This is a genomic window from Chitinophaga varians (assembly GCF_014529945.1).
In the GTDB taxonomy this organism is placed as follows: Bacteria; Bacteroidota; Bacteroidia; order Chitinophagales; family Chitinophagaceae; genus Chitinophaga; species Chitinophaga varians.
In genome coordinates, this window is sequence record NZ_JACVFB010000007.1 from 371,165 (window position 1) to 387,239 (window position 16,075).

Sequence of the window (16,075 nt, forward strand, 5' to 3'; positions counted from 1 at the left end):
ACGTATAGGCGACAACGTTGTATAACCGTTCAAAATTCCTCTTTATATAATATGAATGAAATGTACTAGCTTTCGGGGAGAAACAAATTTCCATACATGGAAGTCCTCAAAAATTACCGTGGTATATTCCTGCTGCTGGCCGGAATTATCGCAGGTTCCATAGCCGGGATGCTATTGGGGCCAAAGGTGGAAGTGATCAAACCGATTGGTGATATTTTTCTGAACCTGTTATTTACTGCTGTCATACCTTTGGTATTTTTTGCGATTGCATCTGCCATTGCGCATATCGATGCCTCGCACCGGCTGGGGAAGGTATTGGGCGTGATGTCGCTGGTATTTCTCAGTACCCTGCTGATTGCTGCTTTCCTGACCATTGTGGCTGTATGGATATTTCCAATTCATCAGCAGGTGGTATTGACGCCTGTGGCCAATCATGAAAGCATCGGCACTTTCGGCGACCAACTGACGCGGTTACTGACCGTCAGCGAGTTTTACGAACTGCTTTCCCGCAAGAACATGTTACCGTTCATCATCTTCTCTGTATTGACCGGCATGGCCGCTATGCGGGCAGGAGAACGGGGCGCCTCTTTCCGGCGTTTTTTGCATTCCGGCAATGAGGTGATGAAAGACCTGCTGACGCTACTGATGAAGGCGGGCCCGGTGGGACTGGGCGCTTATTTCGCCTATCAGGTAGGGACGGTAGGGCCACAGTTGTTTGGTACCTATGCCCACTCGCTGGGCATCTATTATGGTTTCGGTACTATCTATTTTCTCGTTGGCTTCAGCTTCTATGCCTTTGTGGCCGGCGGTTTCAAAGGGGTAAAGATTTTCTGGAAAAATAATGTTGTGCCTACGCTCACAGCAGTAGGCACCGGTAGCAGTATCGCTACTATTCCGGCCAATCTGGAAGCGGTACACAAAATGGGTGTACCGGCATCCGTGGGTAATGTGGTGGTACCGTTGGGCGCAACGCTGCATAAAGACGGCTCCAGTATCAGTTCCATCATCAAGATGGCCGTGGTGTTTGCCATGTTTGGCAAAGGTTTCGACAGTGTCAACGTGATCGTGATGGCACTGGGCATCACGGTGATCGTGAGCATTGTGGAAGGCGGCATTCCCAATGGCGGTTACATCGGTGAACTGCTGGTGATGTCGGTATACGGTTTCCCTCCGGAGGCGCTCCCGCCGCTGATGGTGATCGGCACATTGGTAGATCCGCTGGCCACCATTTTAAATGCGACGGGAGACAACGTAGCGGCTATGCTGGTAACCCGGTTTCTGCCAAAGCGGGCTGCGGTAAGCGTTTAAAGGCCTGCTCCAGATCGGCAAGCAGGTCGGCCGGTTCTTCCAGACCTACAGACAAACGTATCAGGCTGTCGCTCACACCGGCAGCTTTTCTTTTTTCCGCCGGAATAGATTTATGGGTCATCGTAGCGGGGTGACTAAGCAGACTTTTAATACCACCAAGACTTTCGGCCAGTTTAAAATAGTGTGTCGCCGTCACGAAAGCGGTAGCCGCCTCTTCGCGGTCATCTTTCAGCGAGAAAGAGATGATGCCGCCAAAGCCCTTGCTTTGTTGTTTGGCCAGTGCATGGCCGGGATGGGAAGGCAGACCGGGATAAAATACTTTGTCCACGGCCGGATGTTGTTCCAGGTATTCAGCGATGACCTGCGCAGATGCCACGTGCTGGCGAATACGCAGGTGCAGTGTTTCGATACCGCGTATCAGCAGGAAGCTGTCGAACGGCGAGAGGATAGCGCCACAGGCGTTCTGATAAAATTTAATCTCCTCTCCCAGTTGTGGTGTTTTAGACACCACCACACCGGCAATCAGGTCGCTATGTCCACCCAGGTATTTGGTGGCGCTGTGAATGACCAGATCGGCGCCGAGCGCCAGCGGTTGCTGCAACACGGGGGAGGCAAACGTATTGTCCACACAAAGTAAACAGTTGCTGGCTTTTGCGATGCGGCTGATGGCTGCAATATCAGAGATCTTCAGCGTTGGATTGGTGGGCGTTTCCAGCCATATCAGGCGTGTGGCCGGCGTGATAGCCTGAAATACCGCCTGTGTATCGGCAGTGTCCACATAATGTACCTTGATACCGAATTTTTCATACACTTTATGAAAGAGGCGGAAAGCGCCGCCATAGATATCATCTACCGCCACAATTTCATCTCCGGCTTTCAGCAGTTTAATGACCGCGTCTATGGCCGCCAGCCCACTGGCGAAGGCGGAAGCAGCCGCTCCTCCTTCGAGGCCTGCAATGATTTTCTCTGCTGTTTCGCGGGTGGGATTATTGGACCGGGCATAGTCATACCCTTTGTTAACACCGGGAGCTTCCTGTACGAAAGTAGATGTCTGGTAGATGGGAACAGCGATTGCGCCTGTCTGCGGATCTACGGGAATAGAATGGATCAGTGATGTGATGGTGCTCATCTGTACTTGTTTTTTAGTTTGATGAAATAATGAATAAACAAGTTCTATGCAGCGCCGATCAAATTTTGAGATTTGGGAATTTATTGATTTAGTGATTTAAAAAAAAAATGCAGCGAAGAGATGGTATTCTTCGCTGCATTTTAAATATCTAAATATGAAAATCAATAAATTTCTAAATGTAGATACTTATCTTTCCCGGCTTCACCGGGATGGATGCAGCACCTTTCATCAGTGCCATGATGAAGGTTGCTAAGGTATCGTCGGGCCATTTCCCTCCTCCTTTCTTGATAAGCGATTAAAAGAACTGGTGCAAAGATAGGACACAAATTCAAACTACCAAATTTATTTCCTACAAATTTTGTAGACTATTCATTTTGCAGGGTTAGTTTCACTCCTTCTTCATAGGAAGTAGGCTTCACCTGGAAATGTTTTTCAAATTTGGAAGAATCGAAAATATAGGGATAGTTGCTTTGGTAGAGCATCTCTCTCAGTTCACGGATAGTAGGATCGAACAGGCCGGAGATAGCGATGAGGAGGCCATTCAGCTTCATGTATTTCGGCTTTACGCCCATCTGGCGGGCGATCATTTCCATATATCCTTTACCATCCGGCGCAGGATTGGTAGTGGGCAGATGCCATATCTGGTTCCAGGAAGCGTCGTCCTGAGAGAGCAGATAGAGGCCTTTGCCGGCATCCGGGGTGAAGGTGTAGCTGTGCGTAACGTTGTCTTTACCCAGCCACATCGCGGAACTCTTCTTTTTAAATTTATCGATGATCAGCAGGTTGAGGAAACCGGTCTTATCTGCGCCAGGGCCATAAAAATCTGCTGCCCTGGCGATGGTGGCGGTAATACGGCCGGCCTTTACTTCCTCCATCAGCTGGGTAGCGATGGCCGCACGGATTTTTCCTTTTTTGCTGATAGGGTTATAGGGCGTGGTTTCCGTCATCGGGCCGTTAACTAACCCATAAGAATACACGTTATCGAAGAAGATGAGCTTTGCTCCTTCCGCCTTGCAGGCTTCAATAACATTGGTCATGATGCGGGGCCATGCTGTGGCCCATAGTTTATGATCATATTTCAGTCCTGCCGTGAGGAATACCACAGTGGCGCCGGCCACCGCCTTGCGTGTTTGTGCAGCGTCTGTGATATCAGCCGCCACCAGATCGGTGATACCGGCAATAGTTTGTGGGGAGCGACTCACCAGGCGTACCTGTTTTCCGTTTTTTACCAGTTCTTTGGCCAGTTCATTGGCGATGATGCCACCGGCGCCGAGGATAGTGTACATGAGCTTGTGTGTTTTATGAATAACAAGGAAGACGATTCACCGTTGTCAATGTTACATCCCCTGATCATGGATCGAGCGGGTCCAGCGAATTGGCCTGCAGTGACTTCAGGTCGGGCATGAAAGATAAAAAATTCAGGTCTGCCTGTTGTATATCAGCTCCCGGCAGGTAGCCCAGTTCCTCCTGGCAACGTTTGCTGAACACCGGGCTGGCCACATAGTAGAGCTGTAAGGCGTCAGAAACGCACAACATCCGTTTTTGCAGGGGCATGCAGCTTTTCCAGGCTATGCGGACCGCGTTGCGGATATTGGTAGTGGTATGCCGGGCGTGTGGCTCAACAATAATCGCATCGGCTGGCACCTTCAGTTCGTTGACCATATATTTTTTCATCTCGATCGCTTCTGCGTAGGGTGTTCCGAACGGATGTACATGCCCGCCGGAAACGATGATAAAAGGAGCTTTCCCATCGTGGTACATGTCTGCCCCAATGCGGCAGCGGTTTTTGCCCGCATCGCTGATAGCATCTTTATTATCCGGGCCTGCACCGGGAATGAGCAATGCGGAGTAGGTGTATTTATCCCAGTTGACCGATTTTGCTTTCGTATAGGCAGCGCTGTTAGTTTCCTCCAGCGGCAGGTACCGGGCGCATTCATCATGTTTATTCAGCACCAGCATCCCGATGGCCAATGCCAGCGGCGATTGGAAAAACAGAATGTCAGAGGACGTGTTGCGGGCAACGGAAGCTGATAATTCCGTGAGCGCCTGTTGATAGGCAGGACTTTCCACATAAAAGGACGCTGAATCAATTTTAGGATACCGGAAACCTTTGTTGGTCGTATAGGCGTTGAGGATATAGTTCACCCCATGAGCGGCATCCTGCCAGGCTTTCATGAGCAGCGTGCTGTCCGGGTCAGCGGCGTACAGCTGGAAGAAGCCGGAGCGGCGCATATGTTGCAACAATGTGCCCATTTCCCGTGGATGTTGTTGCAGCATTTGTGCGAAACAGCTATTAAAACGGGCGATGGTGACATCGTCAAGTTGCATGTCTATCGGATGATGGGACGACTGCAGTTTTGTTCGATAAATATTGTTGCAGCGCTGAACGCCGGTGTCCTTTACCAGGAGCTTGTTGACCTCCGGCAGGTGTTCCAGCAGCGTAAACAAATAGAAGTTCCTGTTTACGATCACGTTCCTTTCCTGTAGTAATTTATAGCCGGGGTCTGGAGCCGGGGTTTGGGCGGAAGTAGCCAGTATGCTGGTGCATAACAGGGCTACTAGCCATACATAATGCTTCATATCGTCCACGAAAGTGTTATGGTTTTAGAATAGAACGGCAAAGTACAAATTACCTTTAAATAACATTTACTTGAATATAGAATTTAAAAAATCAATAATACATAGCTAATCATAATACATATTTCGATTATTCAAAATTACATACCCATCAACATATTCGCCATAAGTGGCTTTTACCACCAATACGGAAAATGAGTTAATTTCACCGCGCCGGAGAGTCTCATTCACTCTTTCGTGCCAACTTCCAATCCATGCAATAATGTACAACGCCCACGAAAGAAAAAGTTTTTTCCGGTTTGCAGTAGTCATCTTGATGGTAATCATTCTGGTTACTTTCTTTATGATTATATTTCTGCGTAAGCGGGCGGCCGATCAGTTGAGTGCGGGCGTGAGGGACCTGGTGGCCACCAAAACCGATGCAGGGCATATTGATCAGGCCGTGCAGTTGTTATACGCAGCAGACAACGACTTCCGTTTTTACACCCTCACCTACGACCCGGCCTATCTGCACTCCTATGTAGCTTCACTGGAAGCGGTGAGTGCCCATATTGATACCGCCATCGGCGCCGCTTCCAAACAAAAACAGGTCCAGGAGCTGCTGGCCGACAAAGAAGCTAAAACCCAGTTATTCCTGCATACCCGCCTGTATGTGGACTCTCTCTTGCAGCTATCGCAGCAATGGGATACCGCCGCCACCCCGGTAGTGATACAGGAACTGAAAAAGATAAAACTGCCGCAGCGGGAACAGATAGATACCATCATCACTTCTTCCTCAGCGACCGTCAAACCTAAGAAGAAACTGTTTGGCCGTATTAAAGACGCGATTTCCAACCGCGCAGCGGTACAAACCAAACAGGAAGTCAAAGTCATTAAACGGGATGCTGGCGGCGACAATCAGACCAGCGTTGTTTCTACTGCCGACCTGAAAAGGATGCAGCAAAGCTACCAGCAGTTCATGCGGCAGGCAGCGCAGAGCCATGCGAACCTCAACCGCAAGGAATATGCGCTCGTCATGGCCAATCAACGGCTGTTTAACGCCCTGCAACAGGTACTGGCCAACCTGCGGAAAAACATGGTGGCCGAGACCGACAAAAAACGCTGGGTGCTGAGCCAGAACATTGGTAATTCCCTCTATACGATGGACAAACACACGTATTGGGAAATTCCGCTGTTATTGCTACTGACCGGTATCATCATCTATGGCATTATCCGGCTCTATAAATATGATCTTGCCTTGCTTCGATCTAAACAGCAGGCGGAGAAATACGCGCGGCAGAAAAGTGAGTTTGCCTCTACCATGAGCCATGAGATCCGGACACCGATCCATTCCCTGCTGGGTTATACCAGTCAGCTGGAGCGGGAACAGCCCGGAGAAACGGCTTCCGCCATCCGCAATTCCGCCGAGATGCTGCTATCTGTTGTCAATAACGTACTCGATTATACGCAGATGGAGAGTGGTAAACCTTCCCTGAAGCAGGAGAAGTTTTCCCCCCGCACCGCCATTGAGGATGTCTGCACCAGTTTACAGGTACAGGCCAATATCAAATCGCTCCGGTTGCAGCCCTGTATTTACTTCCCTACCACCCAACAGGTGTATGGTGATGTGTTCCGGCTCAAGCAGGTGTTGATCAACCTGATCGCTAATGCCATCAAATACACCAGCAAGGGCGATATCACCGTAACCGCCTGGCTGCGTGACGGGGAACTGTTACAGGTGTCTGTGAAAGATACCGGCAATGGTATCCCGGCAGAAGTCATCCCCACCCTGTTTGACGCTTTCACTCAGGGCCCCAATGGCGTCTCCAAAGGCAGCGGTCTTGGACTGTATATCGCCAAAAAAATTATCGACCTGCATGATGGGAAAATAGAAGTGAAGAGTACACCCGGAAAAGGCACTACGTTCTATTTTGAAATAAGGTATCCCGCTGTTGTGCAAACACCCGGTACCATTAAAATTACCATGCCCGTGAACAACACCACCGAATCCCCCGACATCCCCGCCACCCCTGCTCACATCAGACTACTGGTAGTGGAAGACAGTGTACTGAATCAAAAGTTGCTGTCCCTCCTGCTGGACAGACTAGGCATCGCGCACATGATTACCGGGTCTGCCGAAGAGGCGCTGACCATCTATGCCCGAGAATCGTTTGACATGATCCTGACCGACATTGATCTTCCCGGTATGGACGGTATCGCCCTCACACAGCAGATACGGCAGCTGCCCGACAAGAAAAAGGCCGGCGTCACGATCATCGCTATTACCGGTAACATACTGGATGATGATGTTGCCAGCTACATGAACAGTGGTCTGAATGACTACATCATGAAGCCCTACCGTGAAGAAGACATCCTCGAAAAAATCAGTGCGCACGGCCTGCTGGTATAACCTTCAGGATATTCGCAGATTCTGACCTATCTTGGGGAATGACCTTTGCAGACCAGATCATCGACTTTAATAAAAACCTCGTATTCAGCGGCCGCCTACCCGATGGTATCCGTATTATGAACCCATTCCGTGAAAATCCGGAGATCAATGGTATCATGGAACAGTTCTATAAGAAGTATTACGACGACCATTCGCAGCGCCGCATGATACTGGGCATTAACCCCGGCCGCCTCGGCTCGGGCGCTACCGGCGTGCCTTTCACCGATACCAAACGCATGGCTGAAAAATGCGGCATCACCATCAATGGGTTTAAAACTCATGAGCCATCGTCCGTATTTGTGTATGACGTGATCGATGCCTACGGCGGCGTGAAAAAGTTCTACAAAAAATTCTATATCGGCTCTATATGCCCGCTCGGCTTTACCCAACAACAAACCGGCGGCAAGGAGATCAACTACAACTATTACGACAGCCCTGCCCTCACAAAAGCAGTCACTCCCTTCATCATAGAAAGCCTGCGCACGCAGCTTGCCTGGGACATAGATACCAGCGTTTGTTACGTGATGGGCACCGGCAAGAATGCAGCTTTCTTTGAAGCACTGAACAAAAAGGAACAGTTCTTTCAGAAAGTTGTTCCGCTGGAACATCCCAGATTTGTGATGCAATACAGGAGTAAGACAAAGGAGACGTATGTGGACAAGTATATCACGGCTTTAAACGACGCCTGATAACTGCCGCTATTTTGCATTATCCGGGCTGTAAAGAACGTATCTGATATACAGTCAATTGAGATGGCAGGTGTAACAGCGGCGATCCGCTTACGCCCTTTGACCGGGCGCATCAGCAATAGCCCTGTCCATCATAGTTTTTCGAGACGGCAGTCCCACACCCTTTGCTGGCTTTCCTGCTGAGGAGTGTTCTCCGGCAGTACACCGGTAATTTTATACAGGCTCCCCTCCTTCTGGATACGTTCTCCCAGTTGCGGACAGGCATCGTCTTTAAACTGTACGGTGGCCATAATACCGAAGGATGTATAACTGTTTATTTTCAGGATGCTGGCTGACCGCACCGGTGTCAGCAGACGGCTTCTTTTGCGTGCGTTGCTCTTATATTGAAGGTAGAGCAACCATAGGGACAAGGCGACAACGCCTATGAATAGCAGGTTCACAGCTACTTGAGGTTTAGATGTTTAGGTAATCAGAGAAATGGCTGTTGTTGGCATCAAACAGCTATACAATATAACCTTTTTACCTGACAAAAAAACAAGTGACCGGGAAGAACGGTAAATAAAGTCCCGGCACTTCCTTTCTTTCCCAGCTAAGTAGCGCGTTAGCTACTTCGTACCGGATTGGCGGATATCTTTCGATCTGTTAAAGGCTGCTAAACAGCTATCAAGCGATTGGCCCTGTTTATAAATGCAGTCGCAGAAAAATTCGCAGGCCGCGGGGTTTTTACCGGAAGCGCATTGATTTCTGCACTCAGCTTCAGCGCTGCCCGGCCCGATCTCAAATAAATAGGAAGTACCAATGATGATGATGGCCAGGACAACAAAGCACCCTCCAAAAAACAGGGTCCGAAGGCGTTTCCGCAAGGGGTGTTTTACTGCAGGAGCAACTGTTTTGCGCTGCTTACCTGGTAAGATGTGTTTTAAACGGTCATAGTCCCAAATTAATAAAAACAGGTTGGCCAACAACATGATCGTGACGATCCGGGTGCCCGCGAAGCGGGTAGCATACGTAAGCACACAAATATTGACGATAATGGGAAAATACATCAGCGCGCCAAGAAGCGCTGTTCGTGGAATCAGTAATAATATAGCGGTTATGATTTGAACGATGCCAATAAAGGTATAGTAATACCCTGTCAGCTGTAAGGCATCGAAGTAATGTCCTAATGGGTTATTGGATGGCAGGCCGGTAAATCGTTCACCCATGATTTTAACGTAGCCTGCCGGGATAAAGCTTGCTGCCAGCGCGACGCGGCAAAAAACAGCAAACCACCTAAACCATTTGTCAGACCTGGCCTCATTGTATATTTCCTCAATGCTATTCATATCGATAGATTAATCATGTTGAGGTTTTATAATTACCCGGAAGTACTTTGTAGTTCAAAAGTTAAGTAAAATCAGGTTGTATTTTACCGTATTTTTTCAGATAGTATTTTTCCAACGGAGATGCTTCCAAATAAAAAAGCCCGATGCCAAAGCACCGGGCCCGATTGATTCCATGTAAACAATGTGAGCAGCATCAGCTGTTAACCACGCAGTACGGGTGCTAACGGTGGCGTACGAAAGGGTACCCATTCCGCCATTTTCCCGATGTCTTCCCGGATGTTGTTCAACACACAGTCCAGCGCCTCAAAACGAAGGTCCACCACACTAAACCGCATCTCCACTTTGGCTTCCAGCGTATCCACTTTCTTTTCCAGTGAATCCATCCGTTGTTCCATTGAATCCATACGGCACTCCATTGAATCCATGCGACGTTCCATTGACCCCATACGGGTCTCCAATGTCCCCATGCGATTTTCCAGAGAGCCCATACGATTCTCCAATGAGCCGATGCGTGTTTCCAATGCATTGAACCTGCGATCCACTTTCTCATCCAGGACATCCAATTTGGCTAAAATCAGCTGTAAATCCATGATCAAAAAATTATATTGTTTCGCTAAATTAATGCATCTTTCAACACCAACTATCAGTTGACACAAATTCGTTCACCCTGATAAAAAACCGATCAAAAGCAGTATACAAAAGGGTTTCATCAGATGGCGCATACAGATAATAATACCCCCACGCCACTCCTCCCACGATAAAAGAAAGGAATCCTACCCAAACAAAACATCTGAACACAAAGGGGTATTTGTGGTAAAACAACGGACTAATCATCCCATAGAAGAAGGCGCTCCATACAAACATAGCTCCCAGCCACCAATCGTACAGCAGCGGAATGGGGTCCAAAAAACGAAAAGTCATAAACGCGGCCATCAACAGCGGAAATACCGCAATCAGGCCGGCACAAAGGATCTTTTTAAACAACGGGGACATGTTATGACAGGGATTTATTCGTATCTGTTGGCAGGCATATCGAATATCGTTAACGGATCATCGTAGATAAATTCATAGCCGAGCCATTGCTTCAGCTTATCTGAACTTACTATTTTAGCTGCAGGCACACCGGTGGAGCGTTTTTCCGGCAGTTCCAGCCCGAAAGCCCTGGCAGCAGTGCTGTAATACAGGTATCGGGACGGATGCTCCGTGGCACAGGCATTAAAAATTTCTCCCCAGATTTCCTTTTCAATCAGCTGACAAATAATAGCGATACAATCATCGCGGTGTATGACATTCATCGGCGCGTCGTTGTTCCGGCGCTGCGATTGCAATATGGCTGCAGTTGGCACACGGTCGTAGCCGATCAACCCTCCGAAACGAAGCACCGTCGTGCGGAAAACAGGGGATTGCAGCAGCAATTGTTCTACTTCCCGTAATGCTGCGCCGTTGGGAGTTTCCGGTATCCCCATATCCGTTTCCGTTACCACCCCGGCAACATCGGCATATACCGAGGTAGAACTCACGAACAATACCTTTTTGATGCCGGTGGACTCCAGTTTGTCCCGCAGCGCTTTCATCTCCGGCATATGCGCCTGCACTCCCCGCTCCCGGCTTCGCGGCGGCACGTTGATCACCAGTATGTCAGCATCCCAGAATGTTTCCGGCGCTACCGGCGGAGCATCGCCCAACACCACGATGTGCCCGTCGATGCCCGCTTCCTTCAGTTCTTTTACGCCTTCGGCAGATGTACGGGCACCTTTTACCGCATAGCCCCTGCGTTGCAGCTCAATTGCCAGCGGCTTGCCCAGCCAGCCGCAACTTAAAATGCTTATTTTTTGAAAAAGTTGGTCCATACCGAAATAAATACTCAAATAACAAAATAAGCCCCTAAACAAATGGCCAGCACCATCACCAGTGTGACGGCATGGTTCACATACTGTACCTTGCGGAATGCCGTATGTTCAATATCGCGGGGGTGCTCTCCAATATAAGGCTTTACCACCACACGACCGTGATAGGTATTGGGCCCCCCAAAGCGGCAATGGAGGATACCTGCCAGCGCCGCCTCAGGATAACCGGCATTAGGACTGGCATGTGCCCCGCCGAAACGCCATACATACCGGGCCGCCCGACCGCTGCCTGTCACCAGGACCATCAATAAAGCGGTGAGCCTTGCAGGAATAAAGTTCGCCACATCATCCAGCCTGGCCGCCACCCTGCCAAAGTACAGGTATTGGTCGTTCTTATAGCCAATCATGGAATCGAGCGTATTGATCATTTTATACAACATCATCCCCGGGACACCCAGCAGCGCATAATAAAACAGTGGTGCGATTACGCCATCACTCAGATTTTCAGACATGGACTCCATCACGGCCGTCCGTATCTGGTTAGGCGATAACGCCGACGTATCACGTCCTACAATCCAGGAGAGGCGCTTACGTCCGGCTTCCAGACCCTGCTGCGCCAACGTATCGAATACTTCCCGGCCTTCCTGCAACAGGCTTTTATTGGCCAACGCAAAAAACACCACGACGGACGCCAACAACACCTGCGCCCATGGCCATGGAGCAAGACTTCGTTGTACATAATAAAAAAAGAAAAAAACGAACGCACATAATCCGGCGGTCATCAGCGCGCCTTTCCACAAACGGCCTTTCCCGCGGTTCAGTAGCCGCGAGAAAAAGCTAATCATATGCCCAAAGTATTTCACCGGATGCGGCCAGCTCCGCGGATCTCCCAGCAGGAGGTCCAGCAGATACCCTAACAGCAACGGCAACACGAATTTTACGAAAGGGTCCATTTACGCAAGGCTGTTAACAATAACGTATTATCTTCTTTATTACGGCAGGCCACGCGGCAATGTCCCTGTTCCAGCCCATAGAAGTTGGACGCATCACGGATCAGGATACCGTAGTTATTGACCAGCCATAATTTCAACGCGGCGGCGGTGCCTGTCAGTGTTTCAAACAGGAAATAGTGCGTTTGGGTTGGATGTACCCTGAACTCCGGCATCTTGCGCACGCCTTCCCACAGCTGGTAGGTATCCGCCAACAGGGAATCTACCGGTACCTCAAACTCCTCCGGATGTGCCATGATATAATATCCTGCTTCCAGGGCGAGGCTGTTGACAGACCAGGGCATGCGATAAGCCCGTACCTTGTCGACCAGTGTTTTCTGGCCTGCCAGATAACCCAGCCGCAGGCCGGGGATACAGCAGGACTTCGTCAGCGAGCGGACGATGAGCACATTCGGCAACCGGTGCAGGTGTGGAAGCAGCGTATCGGCATTACGGGTGAATTGGATATACGCTTCATCAATAACAAAAACACAGCGACTATTGAATTGTACCAGCTGCAGCAGGCCTTCTTCGCTCATCGCCTGCGCAGTAGGGTTGTTGGGGTTACAGATAAACACCAGATCGGTAATAAACCGGGTATCCGGCGCCAGTTTCTCCCAGAAAAAATAACTCACCTCGTGCCCATAGAGCTTACAGGCATCGGCATATTCCGCGAACGTAGGCACCACCACTGTGGTGGATGAACCGCCGAATGCCTGTGCTACCATATAGATAGCTTCTGTGCCGCCGTTGGTGACCATCACCATACCCGGCGTCAGTTCCGTACGTTGTTCAATCTGCTGTTGCAGCTTGCCCGCAGCCGCATCAGGGTAGTGGTCTACCCCGCGAATATGGCTGGTGATATACTGCACCAGTTTTTCCTGTATACCGCCATAGTATACGTTGGAGCTGAAATCAGCCACAATAGGGCGGTCAAACAGGTAAGCATCATCTCCGTGTCCTTGTATCATAAGCGAATGGCTTTATAGACCGCATCCATGTCCAGGTGTTGCCGGATATGAGCGGCCAGTTTATCATATTGAGCAGACCGGAAGGCCTTATAGTCGAAGCTTTGGGCGGTATTCACCTCTTTACCGCAGGCCAACAGCAGCTCGTCGAGTACAGCGGTATTGTCTAGTATGCCGTGGAGATAAGTGCCCCAACATTTATCATGCAGGAAGTACCCGTCGGGCTGTCCATCATCCAGGGTGTTCAGGGGAGATGGGTTATCACTTTCCGTGATGCCCATGTGTATTTCGTAGCCTTCACAAACAGCCAGCTGTTGCCGGTGAGTAAAACGACGTTGCCGTGTTATCTTTTCGCGGGTGAGGACCGTAGACACCGGCAGGATGCCCAGTCCCGGCATACTGCCAGGCTCCCCTTCCACACCATAAGGATCGGCAATGGAAGCGCCCATCATCTGGTAGCCGCCGCAGATACCGATCACCACTTTATCCCGTTTATACGCCTCCGTGATGGCCCGGGCCGTACCATTATTTTTGATCGCCACCAGATCGGCCAGCGTGTTCTTGCTGCCGGGAATAATGACAATATCCGCTTCCGTTATCTCCGCCGGGTTATCGGTATAAAATATATTTACGCGGTCATCTTTCTCCAGTACATTAAAATCGGTGAAATTCGACATATGCCGAAGCAGCACCACCGCGATATTGATCCGTCCGTGTGTTTGCCGTTTTTGTTTGAGCGACAGCGCCACAGAGTCCTCTTCTTCAATATGAATATCGTGAAAATAGGGTAATACGCCCGTAACCGGCACACCAGTGATGGCTTCCAGCTGTCTGCGGCCATCTTCAAAAAGCCGGGCATCCCCCCGGAATTTGTTGATGATAATGCCTTTGATCAGTGCTTTCTCTTCCGGTGGCAGCAGGGCGATAGTGCCGTACACACTGCCGAAAACGCCACCTCTGTCGATATCCGCGATGAGGTACACCGCTGCCCCCGCATGCAGTGCGATGCGCATATTTGTGATATCACGCTGACGCAGGTTTAGCTCAGATATACTGCCGGCCCCCTCCATCACCACCGGGTTGTATTGTGCCGCCAGCCGGTTGAAAGCGGCTTTTACTTCCTCAAACAACTGCCGTTTGTCGTCCTGCATAAAATACTCCCATGCCGTTTGGTTGCCGGCAGGCTTGCCATGCAGCACCAGTTGCGACGATTTATCGTTGGTAGGCTTAAGCAGCACCGGATTCATATCGGTATGACAGGGAACGCCCGCCGCCTCCGCCTGTACCGCCTGCGCACGGCCTATCTCCAGGCCATCGGGGGTAGCATAGCTGTTGAGCGACATATTCTGTGCCTTGAAAGGCGCCGGATGATAGCCATCCTGTTTAAATATACGGCAGAACCCCGCCGTGATCACGCTTTTGCCCACATCGGAAGCAGTGCCGACGAACATCACCGGCCGGAGTTGTTTCATGGTATCCATCATATCAAGTAGCAACGAAGATATTAACTTTCACAAACTTATCTTTGTCGGGCATGAAACCACCGTTCCTTAACGCTTCAATAGCAGCGGCGTATACCAGGGTATCCCCAGCGCTCCATCGTGCAGTTCCATTGTCACCACATCATTAATATGCGCCGCCTCATATTTCTTCTTCCCGACGGAAATCGACACTTTTGATGACACAGGGCCCCATGGCAGCACCACCAGATAATAACTGGTAGATCTTCCACGGCTGATTCTTTTATCGTACACGGTTGTTTCAAACAACTGCCGGGGGCTATGGTCAAAAAAAGTATTCAGATAAACAATTGATCCGAAGACAGCCGGCGTAAAAAAAATAAGAAAGCTGATGACTCCCCATATCTTATTTCCCATAGTAATTTTCATGTGCCGCGACGCGAAAACCACCCATGAAGCAAATACTATTACTATCACCAAAGTGGCTGTCCACAATATTTTCAGGTCGAGGCTAAAAACAGGAACACCAAATACAAACAACCCGGCAGCACAAAACAACACAGCCAGTAAAATGCCAGGTAGCGTTTGTTGTCTTTTATTTTCGGACACAATCAGCCATCCTTTATGGTATTCCAGCGCCACAGGTATGGCTGCCAGCATTGCCACCATCAATAACGGCAACCAGCGTAACATATCGGTAAACGGTGAAGAACGGATAAAAGCGAAACATGACACCATCAACACAAAGCTGGCAATATTGAATGCCCTGGCCGTGTATTTGGCCATTCTTATTTTATGATGATAATTGGGATCTGCTTTATACGCTGCCATCACCATTTCATTTGTTATTTTATCACTCAGATCAGGATAACGGGCCACTATCCAATCGGCTATTTTATGGGACCCAGGGCGCTGTCCAGACACCTTTACCTTTTTTTTCCCTTTCAGGGCAGGTATCAGCACCAGCGCACCTTCTTTCCATTGATACCCTTTTATCTCCTCCCAAAAAAGTTCCCGGCTGTATAGAAAGGACTTATAGCGTATGCCGTTGTTATCTGATGTCACCACGGACAACAATTCATTGATACAATAAAGGGCTAAAGCTCCACAAGGCACCATACAAATAAACGCGACGAAGGCTTCTACCGGAGACTTGATACCCGCTGTAGTAATACCATAGACGGCCAATAATGGCATCAGGGCAAAAGGGGTGACCAAACAGAAAATGAAGATGCGAAAAGCCCGACTATAGGTGTATTCTTGCTGCATAAAGGGTTACTACAATAAAAAAATCCGGCAACAAACATAAGGAAAAAACGGGTTTCCGTATGTTATTGCCGGATCTGTTTTGTTAA

At 49.5% G+C, this 16,075-nt stretch carries 15 protein-coding genes and 1 riboswitch; of the genes, 3 read left to right on the plus strand and 12 right to left on the minus strand.

What is annotated here, in order from left to right; genetic code table 11:
* Positions 1-96: 96 nt before the first annotated feature.
* Positions 97-1,308, plus strand: a complete 1,212-nt coding sequence (locus tag ICL55_RS30205; RefSeq protein WP_188104750.1) for a dicarboxylate/amino acid:cation symporter — start codon at positions 97-99, stop codon at positions 1,306-1,308.
* Here the strand turns inward: ICL55_RS30205 and ICL55_RS30210 are convergent.
* The 3 genes from ICL55_RS30210 to ICL55_RS30220 all read right to left on the minus strand — a co-directional run bounded on the left by ICL55_RS30210 (position 1,259) and on the right by ICL55_RS30220 (position 5,017).
* Positions 1,259-2,437, minus strand: coding sequence for a trans-sulfuration enzyme family protein (locus ICL55_RS30210; protein ID WP_188104752.1), 1,179 nt, complete (start codon positions 2,435-2,437; stop codon positions 1,259-1,261). The genes ICL55_RS30205 and ICL55_RS30210 overlap by 50 nt on opposite strands.
* Before the next feature lie 183 nt (positions 2,438-2,620).
* Positions 2,621-2,731: riboswitch (SAM riboswitch) on the minus strand.
* Positions 2,732-2,802: 71 nt separating this feature from the next.
* The gene (locus ICL55_RS30215) at positions 2,803-3,723 is read right to left on the minus strand and encodes an NAD-dependent epimerase/dehydratase family protein (protein WP_188104754.1); all 921 of its coding nucleotides are present in this window, start codon (positions 3,721-3,723) and stop codon (positions 2,803-2,805) included.
* Between the two features lie 64 nt (positions 3,724-3,787).
* Complete coding sequence (locus tag ICL55_RS30220) at positions 3,788-5,017, minus strand: YdcF family protein (protein WP_188104757.1); 1,230 nt, start codon at positions 5,015-5,017, stop codon at positions 3,788-3,790.
* A 340-nt stretch (positions 5,018-5,357) separates the two neighbouring features.
* On the opposite strand from ICL55_RS30220, the gene ICL55_RS30225 reads away from it, so the two are divergent.
* On the plus strand, positions 5,358-7,403 hold the full coding sequence (locus ICL55_RS30225; RefSeq protein ID WP_188104759.1) for a hybrid sensor histidine kinase/response regulator: 2,046 nt from the start codon (positions 5,358-5,360) through the stop codon (positions 7,401-7,403).
* A gap of 38 nt (positions 7,404-7,441) precedes the next feature.
* Positions 7,442-8,131: a uracil-DNA glycosylase family protein gene (locus tag ICL55_RS30230; RefSeq protein WP_188104761.1), complete on the plus strand. Its 690-nt coding sequence runs from the start codon at positions 7,442-7,444 to the stop codon at positions 8,129-8,131.
* A gap of 131 nt (positions 8,132-8,262) precedes the next feature.
* Here the strand turns inward: ICL55_RS30230 and ICL55_RS30235 are convergent, their stop codons facing one another.
* The 9 genes from ICL55_RS30235 to ICL55_RS30275 all read right to left on the minus strand — a co-directional run bounded on the left by ICL55_RS30235 (position 8,263) and on the right by ICL55_RS30275 (position 15,989).
* Positions 8,263-8,571 (minus strand): hypothetical protein, encoded by a 309-nt coding sequence (locus ICL55_RS30235; RefSeq protein WP_188104764.1) that lies wholly within the window; start codon positions 8,569-8,571, stop codon positions 8,263-8,265.
* 165 nt (positions 8,572-8,736) lie between these two features.
* On the minus strand, positions 8,737-9,456 hold the full coding sequence (locus ICL55_RS30240; RefSeq protein ID WP_188104766.1) for a DoxX family protein: 720 nt from the start codon (positions 9,454-9,456) through the stop codon (positions 8,737-8,739).
* Between the two features lie 200 nt (positions 9,457-9,656).
* Positions 9,657-9,860, minus strand: a complete 204-nt coding sequence (locus tag ICL55_RS30245) for a hypothetical protein (RefSeq protein ID WP_188104768.1) — start codon at positions 9,858-9,860, stop codon at positions 9,657-9,659.
* A 226-nt stretch (positions 9,861-10,086) separates the two neighbouring features.
* On the minus strand, positions 10,087-10,449 hold the full coding sequence (locus ICL55_RS30250) for a hypothetical protein (RefSeq protein ID WP_188104769.1): 363 nt from the start codon (positions 10,447-10,449) through the stop codon (positions 10,087-10,089).
* A gap of 14 nt (positions 10,450-10,463) precedes the next feature.
* Positions 10,464-11,306 carry an SDR family oxidoreductase gene (locus ICL55_RS30255; RefSeq protein ID WP_188104771.1) on the minus strand — a complete coding sequence of 281 codons (843 nt, stop codon included), beginning with the start codon at positions 11,304-11,306 and terminating at the stop codon, positions 10,464-10,466.
* Between the two features lie 14 nt (positions 11,307-11,320).
* Positions 11,321-12,256, minus strand: coding sequence for an adenosylcobinamide-phosphate synthase CbiB (gene cbiB / locus ICL55_RS30260; protein WP_188104774.1), 936 nt, complete (start codon positions 12,254-12,256; stop codon positions 11,321-11,323).
* A complete protein-coding gene (locus tag ICL55_RS30265; protein WP_188104776.1) occupies positions 12,241-13,263 on the minus strand; it encodes a pyridoxal phosphate-dependent aminotransferase in 1,023 nt (340 codons plus the stop codon). Before ICL55_RS30265 ends, cbiB begins: the two co-directional genes overlap by 16 nt.
* Positions 13,260-14,732 (minus strand): cobyric acid synthase, encoded by a 1,473-nt coding sequence (locus ICL55_RS30270; RefSeq protein ID WP_188104778.1) that lies wholly within the window; start codon positions 14,730-14,732, stop codon positions 13,260-13,262. Before ICL55_RS30270 ends, ICL55_RS30265 begins: the two co-directional genes overlap by 4 nt.
* A 78-nt stretch (positions 14,733-14,810) precedes the next feature.
* Positions 14,811-15,989 (minus strand): hypothetical protein, encoded by a 1,179-nt coding sequence (locus ICL55_RS30275; RefSeq protein ID WP_188104780.1) that lies wholly within the window; start codon positions 15,987-15,989, stop codon positions 14,811-14,813.
* Positions 15,990-16,075 lie beyond the last annotated feature (86 nt).

Excerpts from the sequence above, each read along its gene's own strand:
- ICL55_RS30255 (WP_188104771.1), bottom strand. The coding sequence starts at position 11,306 with ATGGACCAACTTTTTCAAAAAATAAGCATTTTAAGTTGCGGCTGGCTG.
- ICL55_RS30230 (WP_188104761.1), top strand. The coding sequence starts at position 7,442 with ATGACCTTTGCAGACCAGATCATCGACTTTAATAAAAACCTCGTATTC.
- ICL55_RS30240 (WP_188104766.1), bottom strand. The coding sequence starts at position 9,456 with ATGAATAGCATTGAGGAAATATACAATGAGGCCAGGTCTGACAAATGG.
- ICL55_RS30210 (WP_188104752.1), bottom strand. The coding sequence starts at position 2,437 with ATGAGCACCATCACATCACTGATCCATTCTATTCCCGTAGATCCGCAG.
- ICL55_RS30220 (WP_188104757.1), bottom strand. The coding sequence starts at position 5,017 with ATGAAGCATTATGTATGGCTAGTAGCCCTGTTATGCACCAGCATACTG.
- ICL55_RS30245 (WP_188104768.1), bottom strand. The coding sequence starts at position 9,860 with ATGGATTCAATGGAACAACGGATGGATTCACTGGAAAAGAAAGTGGAT.
- ICL55_RS30275 (WP_188104780.1), bottom strand. The coding sequence starts at position 15,989 with ATGCAGCAAGAATACACCTATAGTCGGGCTTTTCGCATCTTCATTTTC.
- ICL55_RS30225 (WP_188104759.1), top strand. The coding sequence starts at position 5,358 with ATGATTATATTTCTGCGTAAGCGGGCGGCCGATCAGTTGAGTGCGGGC.
- cbiB (WP_188104774.1), bottom strand. The coding sequence starts at position 12,256 with ATGGACCCTTTCGTAAAATTCGTGTTGCCGTTGCTGTTAGGGTATCTG.
- ICL55_RS30250 (WP_188104769.1), bottom strand. The coding sequence starts at position 10,449 with ATGTCCCCGTTGTTTAAAAAGATCCTTTGTGCCGGCCTGATTGCGGTA.
- ICL55_RS30270 (WP_188104778.1), bottom strand. The coding sequence starts at position 14,732 with ATGAAACAACTCCGGCCGGTGATGTTCGTCGGCACTGCTTCCGATGTG.
- ICL55_RS30265 (WP_188104776.1), bottom strand. The coding sequence starts at position 13,263 with ATGATACAAGGACACGGAGATGATGCTTACCTGTTTGACCGCCCTATT.
- ICL55_RS30215 (WP_188104754.1), bottom strand. The coding sequence starts at position 3,723 with ATGTACACTATCCTCGGCGCCGGTGGCATCATCGCCAATGAACTGGCC.
- ICL55_RS30205 (WP_188104750.1), top strand. The coding sequence starts at position 97 with ATGGAAGTCCTCAAAAATTACCGTGGTATATTCCTGCTGCTGGCCGGA.